Annotated in this window: 12 protein-coding genes; 10 read left to right on the forward strand and 2 right to left on the reverse strand. The window is 57.1% G+C overall.

Annotation, left to right across the window (positions count from 1 at the left end):
- Window positions 1-151: 151 nt before the first annotated feature.
- On the reverse strand, window positions 152-421 hold the full coding sequence (locus CLU90_RS28375; protein ID WP_100429715.1) for a metal-sensing transcriptional repressor: 270 nt from the start codon (window positions 419-421) through the stop codon (window positions 152-154).
- 69 nt (window positions 422-490) lie between these two features.
- Here CLU90_RS28375 and CLU90_RS28380 point away from each other — a divergent pair, with 69 nt between their 5' ends.
- The 10 genes from CLU90_RS28380 to CLU90_RS28425 all read left to right on the forward strand — a co-directional run bounded on the left by CLU90_RS28380 (window position 491) and on the right by CLU90_RS28425 (window position 13149).
- Window positions 491-886, forward strand: a complete 396-nt coding sequence (locus CLU90_RS28380) for a hypothetical protein (RefSeq protein WP_100429655.1) — start codon at window positions 491-493, stop codon at window positions 884-886.
- Between the two features lie 104 nt (window positions 887-990).
- Window positions 991-2253, forward strand: coding sequence for a TolC family protein (locus tag CLU90_RS28385; protein ID WP_100429656.1), 1263 nt, complete (start codon window positions 991-993; stop codon window positions 2251-2253).
- Window positions 2250-3422: an efflux RND transporter periplasmic adaptor subunit gene (locus CLU90_RS28390; protein ID WP_100429657.1), complete on the forward strand. Its 1173-nt coding sequence runs from the start codon at window positions 2250-2252 to the stop codon at window positions 3420-3422. The genes CLU90_RS28385 and CLU90_RS28390 overlap by 4 nt, the downstream gene beginning before the upstream one ends.
- Window positions 3422-6682 carry a CusA/CzcA family heavy metal efflux RND transporter gene (locus tag CLU90_RS28395; protein ID WP_100429658.1) on the forward strand — a complete coding sequence of 1087 codons (3261 nt, stop codon included), beginning with the start codon at window positions 3422-3424 and terminating at the stop codon, window positions 6680-6682. The genes CLU90_RS28390 and CLU90_RS28395 overlap by 1 nt, the downstream gene beginning before the upstream one ends.
- Before the next feature lie 288 nt (window positions 6683-6970).
- Window positions 6971-8302 (forward strand): MFS transporter, encoded by a 1332-nt coding sequence (locus CLU90_RS28400; protein WP_100429659.1) that lies wholly within the window; start codon window positions 6971-6973, stop codon window positions 8300-8302.
- Window positions 8303-8449: 147 nt separating this feature from the next.
- Window positions 8450-9415, forward strand: a complete 966-nt coding sequence (locus CLU90_RS28405; RefSeq protein ID WP_157808919.1) for an SAM-dependent methyltransferase — start codon at window positions 8450-8452, stop codon at window positions 9413-9415.
- Window positions 9416-9745: 330 nt separating this feature from the next.
- Window positions 9746-10914 (forward strand): IS3 family transposase gene (locus tag CLU90_RS28410; RefSeq protein WP_100429255.1). Its coding sequence is split into 2 segments (ribosomal slippage): window positions 9746-10010 and window positions 10010-10914, totalling 1170 coding nucleotides; the frame shifts between segments, so codons are not numbered across the junction.
- Between the two features lie 286 nt (window positions 10915-11200).
- Entirely contained in the window at window positions 11201-11941 is a 741-nt protein-coding gene (locus CLU90_RS28415; RefSeq protein WP_100429661.1) for a HupE/UreJ family protein, read from the forward strand.
- Window positions 11942-11953: 12 nt separating this feature from the next.
- On the forward strand, window positions 11954-12616 hold the full coding sequence (locus CLU90_RS28420) for a transmembrane anchor protein (protein ID WP_100429662.1): 663 nt from the start codon (window positions 11954-11956) through the stop codon (window positions 12614-12616).
- A gap of 35 nt (window positions 12617-12651) precedes the next feature.
- Complete coding sequence (locus CLU90_RS28425; RefSeq protein WP_157808920.1) at window positions 12652-13149, forward strand: hypothetical protein; 498 nt, start codon at window positions 12652-12654, stop codon at window positions 13147-13149.
- 355 nt (window positions 13150-13504) lie between these two features.
- Here CLU90_RS28425 and CLU90_RS29565 read toward each other — a convergent pair whose 3' ends face one another.
- Window positions 13505-13660: a hypothetical protein gene (locus CLU90_RS29565; protein ID WP_157808921.1), complete on the reverse strand. Its 156-nt coding sequence runs from the start codon at window positions 13658-13660 to the stop codon at window positions 13505-13507.
- Window positions 13661-13668: the final 8 nt, after the last annotated feature.

Below are 13668 nucleotides of genomic sequence, written 5' to 3' on the forward strand. Positions count from 1 at the left end.
TGGCTTGGCGGCGCTGGAAATGTCGCATAGTTGATCGAATGAAGCGGAAACCAGGCCGTTTCGCTTCCACAAAGCTTGCTACCGTGAAGGCAGTGCCATGCACTTTCCTTCTAACGTGCAGGATTGCCAAAATTGTCAAAAAATCTACTATCTATAAGTACTTGGCGATAGCTCTGAATTCCGCAGCAACATTTCGGTCATGCCCTTGTGTATCGGCACTGGTAACGGTCAGGCATTCACTGATATGGTCGTGTATGAGTGCTTTTTTGGCCGAACCGATGGCACTTTCGACTGCCTGCAACTGTTGCGCGATTTCTACACAAGGGCGATCCTCCTCCAGCATGGCGACAATGCTGCTAAGGTGGCCGCCGGCACGCTTGAGGCGCTTTATGATCGCTGAATGCGAATTATGAATTGACATGGTATCCTCCCTAGGGGATATAATACTACACATACTTTGTTTGTTGCCTACCGACGATATCCTTCGCACATGAAGAAAGCGCTACTCATCTTGATGATGTTTTTGCTTCCCTTGCAATCGCTGATTGCTGCGGAACGCAACTTCGCTCACGTCATGGAAGGCTACAACACATACGGGATCGGCTTCGTCGCCAAGCACATGACGGAGCATTCCTCCGAAATTCTCCATCACCACGATCTCGACGACGCTGGTGACGACGACGGCGACGTCCATCTCGACGATTCTCAAAAATCATCCCGTCACCTGTCCGACTTCGAGCACGGAAACAGCATGAACTTGCTGTTCCCTCCGCCATTTCAGCTGCCGCTGGTTCTCGATATTCGTATCGCCCCTGAAGCATTTCTCGACACTTTTTCCGATCGAGCCACATTACCGCTGTTACGTCCTCCTCGTTCGCCCGTCTAACACGCGGGCTGCCCTCCTTCACATTCCTGTAAAGCGCATGAACGCCTGACGTTCATGCTGCGGCCCGCTGCACTGCACTCTTTTTAACAAGCAGGGGCTTAACTATGTACAGGTTATCCGTGAGTCCGTGCGCACTTGCGCGCGGCAAACTGACAGGCATCGTCCTGTCTCTATTCGTGGGCGCTGCCCAAGCGGCCGACGCGCCATCGCTGGCTGCACTATTGCAACAATCTGAAACGCAGGCACCGGCGCTGCTGGAGCAGGCCGCCACGGTGCGCGCTGCCGGCGCCGATGCGCGCCAGGCACGCGCCTGGGCTAACCCTTCGCTGGGTTACACCGGCGAAAATCTTGGCGCACCCAAGATGGACGGCGTCAGCCAGCGCCAAGACACTTATACCTTAACGCAGGTATTCGAGATCGGAGGCAAGCGCAGCGCCCGTATCGAAGCGGAGCAACGCAAGGCCGATGCGGTGGGCGCGCGCGAACGTCAGATTCGCATTGCTTTCGCCAATGAATTGGCAGTCGCCTACGCCACGGCAGAGGCCATGCAATTGCGAAAACAAGTGGCCGATGCCGAACTGGCTCGCGCCAACGATGACTTTCGCGCGACAACGGCGCTGGTGCAAGCCGGCCGTGAAGCCCAGCTGCGCTTGGCACAAGCGCGCGCCAGCGTATCTGCCGCCGAAGCAGCGGTTCAGTCGGCCGTGGCTGACGCTACTGATGCGCTGGAGCGATTATCTGCGGTAGCTGGCGCCGATCAGCCATACACCGGCATCAGCCATCCGTTTCTCGACCACGCAATAGCACCCCGTAGCGATCAACGCTGGACGACCGACGCGTCGCCAGCGCTGGCCAGCGCGCGTGCAGAAAGCGACGCATTAACGGCGCAAGTGAGGATGGAGCAAAAACGCTGGGTTCCCGATGTGGGTGTTAGCGCAGGCATGCGGAAGTTTGGCTGGAGTAACGAGCGTGCCGCCATCATTGGCGTCAACATCAACATCCCCTTGTTTGATCGCAATCAGCATGGCGTGACAGCCGCGCGTGAGCGGGCCAGCGCCGCCGAACAGCGTGTGGAAGCGGCGCGGTTGGAAGCACAGGCAACGCACCGCGCCGCACAAGCCCGGGTGGTGGCTACAGAGCGACGCCTCCAAGCCGCCGAACAGGGCGAAACTGCCGCAGTCGACGCCTATCGATTGGGGCGAGCCGGCTATGACGCTGGCAAGACACCACTGATCGAATTACTGGCTATCCGGCGCGCATTATCCGAAGCACAGGCTCTCTCCATTGAAGCCCGCTTGGCGCGCGTGCGCGCCCTCGCTACCCTTTTCACGGCCGAAGGCCGCATCGCATTTGGAGTTACACCATGACAGAAAAACCACGTCGCGCCATTAACCTGCCGCTCGCCGCAGCCCTGGTGGCAATCGCTGCCGCCGCCGGCTTCGGCGCCGCGCAATGGACCGGGACCAAAAAGGCACCGGTTGTTGCAGCGGTGGCCTCTTCCACACCTGCTGCGGCCGTAGAGCCGGTACAGGAAGTTAATATTCCTGGTGAATACCTCAAAGCTGCCGGCATCGCGGTTGAAGCCGTTGCTGCAGGCGGTCTGCGCTCCGAGATCCTGGCGCCAGGTTCGGTTGCCGCTCAACCTAACAGCGAAGCCGTCATTGTTGCCCGCGCGGCGGGCAACATCGCACGGATCAATCGCCAGTTAGGCGATACCGTGAAGGCCGGCGAAACGCTCGCTACCGTCGAAAGTATGGAAGCAGCAGGCCTTGCTGCGGAGCGCACCGTCGCCAATGCCAAGGCTGAACTCGCTCGCAAGAACCAAGCGCGTGAAGCCTCGCTATTCGAACAGGGTGTCACGCCGCGTGCTGATCTTGAAGCGGCACAGGCGACGCTGGCCGTTGCCGAAAGCGAGGCACAACGCGCCAACGCCGTGGCTCGTGCCGCGAAGGTGGCCGCCGATGGCAGATCGGTAGCCGTCGTCAGCCCGATCGCCGGCAAGGTCACGTTTAACGCCGCCACACTGGGCAGTTTTGTGCAGCCTCAGACCGAATTATTTCGCGTCGCTGGCACAGGTCCGGTACAGATTGAAGCTGCCGTCTCATCCGCCGACATCATCCGCATCTCCAGTGGCGACCAGGCGACCGTGATAGCGTCCAATGGCATGCCAGTCGATGCCACTGTGCGCTCGGTAACATCGACGGTCAACGGTGCTACGCGCTCCGCGACCGTGATACTGACGCCGACTGCCGCCACCGCGGCGCTGGTCGTCGGCGAAGGCGTGCGGGTACGCCTGCACGTCAAGGGTCAAGGCGACGGCTTGGTGGTACCGGAGGAAGCGGTACAAAACCTTGAGGGTCGTGACGTGGTGTTCGTGCGCAGCCAGAAAGGCTTTCGCATCCAACCAGTACTGGTGGGCATACGTAGCGGCGGTGTGGCGCAGATCGTCTCCGGCGTCAAGGCCGGCGACCAGGTCGCCACTCGCAACGCCTTTCTCGTGAAGGCCGACATGATTAAGTCTGGCAAGGAAGAATAATGATTGATTCCATAATTACCAGCTCCGTTCGGTCGCGTTGGCTGGTCCTGTTCATGACCATCATCGTGGCGGTGATCGGTGCGTGGCAGCTCAATTTACTGCCAATTGATGTCACACCGGACATCACCAACAAGCAAGTGCAGATCAATACTGTCGTTCCGACACTAAGTCCGGTCGAAATCGAAAAGCGCGTGACCTATCCGATCGAGACTGCGCTTTCCGGCTTGGCCGGCGTCGAGACTGTGCGCTCGTTCTCGCGTAACGGTTTTAGCCAGGTCACCGCCATCTTCAAGGAAAATACCGATCTCTATTTCATGCGTCAGCAAGTTTCTGAACGCTTGGCGCGGGCACGGGCAGATCTGCCTGAGGAGGCCCAACCGCAGATGGGTCCGGTGTCTACCGGGCTTGGTGAAGTGTTTCACTATAGTGTGGAGTTCACCCATCCTGAAGGCAAGGGAGCACCGCGTAACGATGGCAAGGCCGGCTGGCAAAGTGATGGCAGCTTTTTGACCGATCAGGGCGAGAGCCTGTCCGACGAAGTGTCAAAACTGGCGTACCTGCGTACAGTCCAGGACTGGATCGTGCGTCCGCAATTGCGTACGACACCGGGTGTGGCCGATGTCGATTCCTTGGGTGGTTACGTCAAGGAATACGTGGTCGAACCTGATTCCGCCAAATTGGTTGCGCTAGGCATTTCGTACGCCGAACTCGCCACCGCACTCGAAGCATCCAACGTGTCGGTGGGTGCCAATTACATTCGTCGCTCCGGCGAAGCTTATCTGGTGCGCGCGGACGGCCGCGCCCGCAGTGCCGACGAGATAGCGCGCGCAGTAATTGCTACCCGTAACGGTGTACCGATTATGGTCAGTCAGGTTGCCAAGGTTACCATCGGTGGCGAGTTGCGCCGTGGCGCGGCAAGTCGCGATGGCTACGAAACGGTGATCGGTAGCGCGCTGATGCTGGTTGGTGCAAACAGCCGCACAGTCGCCAGCGCCGTCGGCGAAAAGCTGAAGGTGGTGACTAAAACGCTTCCTGCCGGCATCACTATCGTGCCAACGCTGGATCGCTCACAACTGGTGGTTGCCACCATTACCACTGTCGCGAAAAATCTGGCTGAGGGCGCGCTGCTGGTGATCGTCATTCTGTTTGCATTGTTGGGCAACTGGCGCGCAGCGATCATCGCCGCATTGGTCATCCCACTATCGCTGCTGATGAGCGCCATCGGCATGAATTCGATGGGGATCTCCGGCAACCTGATGAGCCTTGGTGCGCTCGACTTTGGTCTGATCATCGATGGCGCCGTGATCATCGTTGAAAATACCTTGCGCCGCTTGGCCCAACGCCAGCATCAAGAAGGGCGACTCCTGTTGCTGAAGGAACGTCTGGAAGAAGTGGTGGCGTCATCACGCGAAATGCTTCGTCCCACCATTTACGGCCAATTGGTGATCTTCCTGGTGTTTCTGCCTTGTCTGAGCTTCCAAGGCGTGGAAGGAAAGATGTTCTCGCCGATGGTGATCACTCTGATGCTCGCCCTGGGCTCAGCTTTCGTCCTGTCGCTGACGTTCGTGCCGGCGCTGATCGCGGTAATGATGAACGGGAAAGTGGCCGAGCATGAGGTCAAAGCTATCGTCATGACGAAAAACCGCTATGAGCCGCTGCTGCGCCGTGCTGTAGCGCGACCGCTGCCGTTTATCGGCGCCGGTGTCGCCGTACTGATACTTGCAGGTGTGGCCTTCAGCTTTGTTGGTCGCGAGTTCATGCCTACCCTCGATGAGCATAATCTGAATCTGTCTTCGGTACGTATCCCGTCGACGCCGATCGAAGCATCGGCAGCACTTGACCTGCCGATCGAGCGCGCCATTCTGTCACTTCCGGAAGTCAAAACCGTGTATTCGAAAGCTGGTACCGCCAGCTTGGCGGCCGACCCGATGCCACCGAACGCGTCGGATAACTACGTGATTCTGAAACCGAAGGAGGAATGGCCTGCAGGCATCACCACCAAAGAACAGGTCATCGAACGTATCCGCGCCAAGACTGCGCCTATCATCGGTAACAACTATGACGTCACTCAGCCGATTGAAATGCGCTTCAATGAGCTGATCGGCGGCGTGCGCAGTGATGTCGCCGTCAAGGTCTTTGGTGATGATCTGGACAAGCTCGCCCAAAATGCCAAGGAAATTGCAGCAGTGCTGCGCAAGGTGCCAGGTGCGGCCGACGTGCGAGTGGCGCAAACGGAAGGGTTTCCGACATTCGACATTTCGTTTGACCGTGCCGCTATCGCTCGATATGGCCTGACAGTCAAAGAAGTTGCCGACACTGTGGCCACTGCGCTGGCGGGCCGTTCGGCCGGTCAGATCTTTGAAGGCGACCGGCGTTTCGATATTGTCGTGCGCTTGCCGCCGGCACTGCGCGACAACCTTGATGAGCTGGGTGCTTTGCCCATCATGCTGCCAGCCACCGGTGAACAAGTGCGCCAGTCAGTGCCACTGCGTCAGCTTGTGGAATTCCGCTTTACCCAAGGCTTGAACGAAGTCAGCCGCGACAATGGCAAGCGCCGTATCTATGTCGAGGCCAATGTCGTCGGCCGCGATATGGGCAGCTATGTCGACGAAGCGCAGCAGCGCCTGCAGAAAGAGGTCAAATTGGCGCCAGGTTCATGGATTGAATGGGGTGGCCAATTCCAAAACCTGCGTGCGGCGACCGAACGTCTGATGATCATTGTGCCTATCTGCTTCGTGCTGATCTCTGTCGCGTTGTACATGGCAATCGGAAATGCGATGTTGACGGCAACCGTGCTGACGGCTGTGCCGCTGGCGTTGGCAGGAGGCGTGTTTGCATTGGTACTGCGCGGCATTCCGTTCTCGATTTCAGCAGCAGTGGGCTTCATTGCCGTATCTGGCGTGGCCGTGCTCAACGGCCTGGTGCTCATCTCTGCTGTCAATAAACGGATAGCTGATGGCATGGAAGCTTCCAAGGCGGTAATCGACGGTGCAATGGAGCGTCTGCGGCCTGTCCTGATGACCGCATTGGTGGCCTCCCTGGGCTTCGTGCCGATGGCAATTGCCACCGGCACAGGCGCCGAAGTGCAAAAACCACTTGCGACTGTGGTCATCGGGGGCCTTGTGACGGCCACCATCCTGACGCTGTTCGTACTCCCGGCTATAGCAGGTATCGTTTTGCGTCGTCGCCGTACCGTCAAGGACGATGGGGATACCAGCGGCACCGTGCCTGTACTTGTGGCTGAGCCTAAGCCGGTGTAATGCAATCGCCTGCGACGCCCGCCAATACAAGCGGACGTCGCACTCGAACAGCGAGGAATATGCATGTCGTTTTTTTGATCGTAGCACTGCGTTGGCCGCGTGGTTTACGGCCTTGCTTGCCGGAACAACTGCCGTTGAGGTCGTGACGGTCGGAGTATCGGTGACGCTGGTTGACAGCGCCGTCGCGTTGGCATAACTCATCACCAAGCGACTTCACTCGGAGCATAAGCTGGCGGCCATGTCGCCAGCTTGAATCCCTTGTTCGTGCTTAAAAGGAGCTGAATTAACATGTTAAATATATTGGCCAATCGTACATACAGGCACCTGTTCTTGGCACAAATTATTGCCTTGGTGGGCACCGGTTTGCTGACCGTAGCGTTGGGTTTGCTTGCATATAAGCTTGCTGGCACCAATGCCGGCAGCGTGTTGGGAACCGCTCTGGCGATCAAGATGCTCGCTTACGTGCTGATCGCCCCCGTGGTCGGTGCCTTTGCCAACATGCTCCCGCGCCGCGCCTTCTTGGTCGCAATGGATCTGGTACGCGCCGGCGTCGCGTTATCACTTCCGTTCGTGACACAGATATGGCAGATTTATCTGCTGATCTTTTTTCTCCAATCGGCCTCAGCCGCCTTTACCCCTACCTTCCAGGCAACGATTCCCGATGTTTTGCCAGAGGAAAGCGATTACACGCGAGCATTGTCCCTCTCGCGTATGGCCTACGATATGGAAACCCTGGTGAGCCCGATATTAGCGGCCGCTTTGCTATCGATAATCAGTTACCACTGGCTTTTTGGTGGCACGGTGATCGGTTTCATCTGCTCGGCGGCGCTGGTCGTTTCAGTGTCGCTGCCGCAATCACCAGCGGTGCCAGCGACCGGCAGCATCTATGCCAAGACCTTTCGCGGCATCGCCATTTACCTGCGCACGCCACGCCTACGTGGACTGTTGGGCCTGAACCTGGCCGCAGCGGCGGGCAGTTCCATGGTCATCGTCAATACGGTGGTGTATGTGCAAAGTAAGCTTCTCCGCCCCAGCTCCGATGTGCCATTCGCGCTGGCTGCATTTGGCTGTGGCTCGATGCTGATCGCGTTGTTCTTGCCCAAGTTACTCGATCAGCGGCCGGATCGTCCGGCCATGCTGGCAGGTGCTGCACTGATGGGCGGCGGCCTGATTGCGGGCGCTTTTGTAGCCACCATGGGCGGGGCCTACGAATGGCCCGCCCTCCTTATGACCTGGTTTGTAATCGGCGTCGGTTACTCCACCACTCTCACGCCCAGTGGCCGACTTTTACGCCGATCGGCTAGCTCCGATAGCCGGCCAGCGGTATTCGCCGCGCAATTTTCGCTCTCGCACGTATGCTGGTTGATCACGTATCCAATCGCCGGCTTCATGGGCGCCAAGTTTGGCATGCCAGCCACTTTCGTGGTGCTGGCAGCGATTACGATAGTGGGCGTGGCGGTTGCCGCGATCGCCTGGCCAGCCAACGATCCGGATGTCATTGAGCATCGCCATACCGGCCTGGCTGACCAGGAACACCTGCACCAGGGCGGGCAAAACGATACTGATACGCATGAACATGTATTTGTCATCGATGAGCATCACCGGCGCTGGCCGGACTGAGACCATGACGATGCGCCTTTTTCAAACTCCGATTGTGTTGCCACATTGCGGACCCGTCTTGCTGGAGAACGAGCATGTGGACGTCAAGGACTGCGGAGCAATGCCGTCGTATGTGAAGCCGGGTGCTACGCGTGCCGAGGGTATGCCATGACCATCAACGCTGCCGTGCCAACATTGGACAAGCCACGCGAGGTCGCCGCTTGGCTGCAGCAACGCCCGACTGCTCAGGCGTTGCGCACAGCATTTCCAGATGAATGGATAACGATGGAACAGGAACTGCAAGCGGCATTGTCACAACGTGATTCAGCCCGCCTTCACCATTTGCTCCATCCTGCCATGCCGCCTGGTGGGAACCCCAGGCATGCACGACGTGAGCTCGTGCGCGTAGCGGTACGCCAGCGTATGGCCGCGCTGACAATTGAGCACTATGGAATGGCGGCGGTCACAGGGAAAGCATCGGGCACGATGCGTTTCAACCTGTTCAACGGCTGGCTGGCACAGCGCCTGCTGTTCCGACGTGACCTCGAACGCAAAGCTGTGCCATTGCTATGGTTTCGTTTGTTGTGGCCTCTGGTCTGGCAAAAGCGCCTGCTGATGCCACTGGTAACGCGCAAGGGCATCTACTGTTTTTATTCAGATGCCTTCGTTAGGCGGGTAGCAGAAATCATCGGCGAGCGGTCTTGCCTGGAAATTGCCGCAGGCGACGGGACGTTGAGCCGTTTCTTGCGTCAGGAAGGAATCCAGGTACGGGCAACTGATAACTATAGCTGGCATGACCGGATCAGCTTTCCGGCTGACGTGGAGCGGCTTGAGGCCATTGCGGCAATACGAAAATATGCCCCCGAGGTTGTGTTGTGCTCCTGGCCGCCATCGCAAAACAATTTCGAGCGCGAAGTCTTCCAAACAGCAAGCGTACGGATCTACTTGGTGGTGGTGAGCATTCACCATTTTGCTAGTGGGAACTGGAGTGATTATGCATCCCAACAGTCATTTGCAATGGAACACAGACCGGATCTGGCGCGTCTGCTGCTGCCGCCTGAACTGGGTTGTGATGTTCTCCTGTTCCGGCGCAATGGATCAAGGGCGGAAAGTAGCCGTGGCGAGCATGATTAACCGTACTGAATCAGGCCGCTGGACATTCCTTTCGGACGAGCTGTCTTTTTCAACCGCCGGCCTTCGGTGCGAATACATAAGACATTTAAGTGGACTGAATTTATCTCTTTTGGAATTGCCATGAACCTGTGTCGTGCTACCGTCCGCCTTATTCTGGCGCTAATGATGATTTCGATGCTTGGCCTCAGTTTATGGGGAGCCAAGTCGGGTTCGCACGTCCTATTGCCGCACACGCATCAGCTGGATGCCAGCACGGATGACGCTGACGCTTGAGGTACCCTGACTTTTTCGGACACTCTAGTTTGGTAAACTTCACCAACTGGAGAACTTATGACACGCTCAACAACATACACACCGGAGCTTCGGGAAGAAGCGGTAAAACTGGTCCTGACACAAGGCCTGACGCTGGAAGACGCCGCGTTGCGTCTCACCATTCCCAAGGGCACGCTAGCGAACTGGGTCAGTGCGGCAAGGCGCGGCACGTCGCCCAAAGTAGCCCCTGGTAGCCGCTCCGTGCCGGAGCTTGAGGCTGAGGTAACCAAGCTGCGCAAAGAGCTTGCCGAGGCACGCATGGAGCGCGATATCGTAAAAAAAGCGGCAGCGTACTTTGCGCGGGAGTCGCTGCCAAGTACGCGGTCATGAAGACCTTGCGACTCGAATTTCCTGTCACCATCATGTGCCGCGTCTTTAGCGTCTCGCGCAGCGGTTTCTACGCTTGGGCGAACGGCAAACCGTCGCAGCGGGCGCAGGACGACGCACGCCTGAAGGTCGCCATCGAGGCCGTGCACGCGCAGAGCCGGCAGACTTATGGCCCGTTGCGCATGCAGCCGGAACTGACGGCGCAAGGCTTTCCGGCCGGCCGTGATCGTATCGTCCGTCTGCGTCGCGAGCTCGCCCTGCGCTGCAAGCAAAAGCGCAAGTTCAAGGCCACCACGAACTCGAATCATGACCTGCCGGTGGCCGACAACCTGCTCAATCAGACTTTCGCGCCGACCCGGCCGAACGAAGCCTGGGTGACCGACATCACCTATGTGGCGACCGGCGAGGGCTGGCTTTACCTGGCCGGTATCAAGGACGTGTTCACCTGCGAGCTGGTGGGCTACGCGATGGACGAGCGCATGACGCAAACGCTGACGGCAACAGCACTGTGGAAGGCCGTGCGCAACAAACGCCCCGCGCCGGGCTTGATTCACCACTCCGACCGTGGCAGTCAGTATTGCGCCCACGACTATCAGAAACTGGTGACGCAGTTCGGCATGAAGCCGTCCATGTCGCGCCGAGGAAACTGCTATGACAACGCGCCCATGGAAAGCTTCTGGGGCAGCCTGAAAAACGAGCTGGTGCACCATCAACGTTACGCGACCCGGGCCGACGCGAAAGCCGCAATACAGGAATATATCGAAAGCTTTTACAACCGCCAGCGACGCCATTCGCGCCTTGGCAATGTTCCGCCCGCGTTGTTCGCTGAAAAATTCAGCAAACAGCCGCGGGTGGCTTGAAACAAGAGTGTCCGCTATTGACAGTACACCTCAGCTATTGAATCGTCCGAGCTGTCGGCAACACACTTACACAAACATAATCCAGGCGACCATACCCACGATATCCCACTATTGCCCGTTCCTTTCGGCGTCCCAAGTGTGACAGCCGACGACGGGTACCAACGGCAGACGGTGCGCTTTCCATCCGTCATTTTGCCGCTGCCCGATAAGCCGCCAAAAGCCTCCACGTCCGTCTAACCTTTTCTGGTGGCCTCAACATCCGCCATTCTTAGTAACTGGAGAATATATGTTTTTTCTGTCTCAAATCGACGGTGGGAGAACGCTTTTACGTCAGCGTCCCCTCCGTCACCTGCGGTGGGTCATCGGCACGCTGCTCTTGTACTTTCTCACGCTCTCCCTGGCCCATGCTCATGGCATCGCCCAGGGTGACAAGGGCTATATTTCCGAGATCACTGGCGTGCACTTTTTGTCCTTTATGTATCTGGGCGCCAAGCACATGTTCACTGGCTACGATCACATCCTCTTCCTGTTCGGCGTGATCTTTTTTCTGTACAAGCTCAAAGATATCGGACTGTATGTCAGCTTGTTCGCCATCGGCCATTCCAGCACGATGTTGCTCGGCGTGTTCATGGGTACGACGATCAATGGCTACCTGATTGACGCGATTATCGGTTTATCTGTGGTCTACAAGGCCCTGGACAACGTCGGCGCATTCCAGCGCTGGTTTGGGGTGCAGCCCAACACCAAGGTCGCAACACTCATCTTTGGCTTGTTCCACGGATTTGGCTTGGCCACCAAGATTCAGGAATATGAAATTTCTCCTGATGGGCTACTGGCGAACATGATCGGATTTAACGTCGGTGTAGAGATAGGTCAACTGCTCGCACTATCAGCCATTCTGATTGGTATGGGCTACTGGCGTCGTACCAGTAGTTTCCTCAAGCATGCCTATACCGCCAACACCGTGATGATGACCGCAGGCTTCATGCTGATTGGCTATCAGCTCACCGGTTATTTCACATCTTAATAAGGAATTCAAATGTACAACACAGATTTGCCAACACGGGCGGAATTGCCTAGCTCGGCCAAATTATTACGCTCCACGGCAATCGCATTGATAACCGCCGCAGCGCTGCTGGTCACGGTGGTGCTGCCATCGGAATACGGCATTGATCCAACCGGCATTGGGAAGGCACTCGGCTTGAAAGCGATGGGCGAGATCAAAACACAACTCGCCACCGAAGCTGCCGCTGATGCGCAAGCTGACGCCTTGGCAGCCGCGCGCCAAGCGCTTACGCCGGCGCCAGTCACTGCTGCAATTAATGCACCAGCCGTTGCACAGCCTGCACCTGTCCAAGATGATGCGGCCAAAGCCGGTATTACACAGGAGATCACGATAGTACTTCCTCCAGGTGCGGGCAAAGAAGTCAAGATGGACATGCTCAAAGGCCAGGAAGTAAGTTATGCCTGGCAAACCGATGGCGGTGTAGTGAACCACGACACGCACGGCGAGCCGGTCAGTGGGCCAGCCAATGCATTTCACAGTTATTTGAAGGAAGCGAATGTCGCTGGCAATCGCGGCCAGTTGACGGCCGAATTCGATGGCTCCCACGGCTGGTATTGGCGTAATCGCGGCGAAAGCAGCATTCGCATTTCATTGACCGTCAGCGGTCAATTCAAAAATCTGAAGCAAAAATCCTGATTCCCACCCCGCTTGATCACTTGAAGGAAATTGTAATGAAAAAATTTATGCAAAAACTCGCTGTCGCCGCTCTGTCCCTGTCAGTACTCAGCGCCTGCCAAGGTGAGGAAAAACATGGCCATGATCATGATGCGCCAACGTCTGCAAAAACCGCAGTGGCAGCACCAACATCAATGGCGATAGCCGCGCCGAACGTCAACACAGGCATCCGTAGCGATGAAGTGAAGGTGACGCTCGCTTCAAATCAGGGCACCGAAGTTAAAATGCTCATGGCCAAGGGTGCCAGGGTCGAGTACTCATGGACCACAGATGGCGGACTGGTCAATCATGATACGCATGGTGAATCGACCATCGTCGGGACAAAAGGCTCGCATCGCTACTCAAAGGGTGTGCAGGTTGGCTCCGACAAAGGTGAATTGATCGCTGCCTTTGATGGAGAGCATGGCTGGTTCTGGCGAAATCGCGGCGATAAGGCCGTGACCATCACAGTCAAAGTGAGCGGTCAGTACCAAGATATCAAACAGAAGAAGTAGTAGTATTTTCATGTTTTAGTAACCTCCGTCGGTGGCGTTTCATGTAGAAGCGCCACCGACTAAGGCCATTGACTGGCACATTTTCAACTTTGTCATTTCCCCATTGGCGGTCTCGCCGTTTTCAAAGATATGCCTGTGACTTTCCGAAATAGATGCGACGTTTTGGAAATTGCTGCGACTACCGGGGGTGAAGTAGCAAGGCCCCCCGCTCCTTGCCGAGTTAAACTAGCCGCGATGAACTTCCGCTTTCGGCCCAGGCTGTGTAAAAATGCAATTCTGTTTCCACAATGGCGGACTCGGGCCGCCAAGCTATGTTGAGGAGGGTCTAAAACGCGTTGCACTGTGCCATATCGTTTTATGGGAATTCTCCTTCGAAATGCCACGACATCGCTGGAAGCGCCGCTTTTAAGCCGCGGAAATGGATAAAAGCCTCGATGGCCTTCATCATATCCGTAATGCCGAGGATAGCGATCAGCAGCTTCAGGTTATAGGCGAGGACATGAAGGCTCATCTCGGTCC

Source organism: Janthinobacterium sp. 67, from assembly GCF_002797895.1.
In the GTDB taxonomy this organism is placed as follows: Bacteria; Pseudomonadota; Gammaproteobacteria; order Burkholderiales; family Burkholderiaceae_D; genus Janthinobacterium.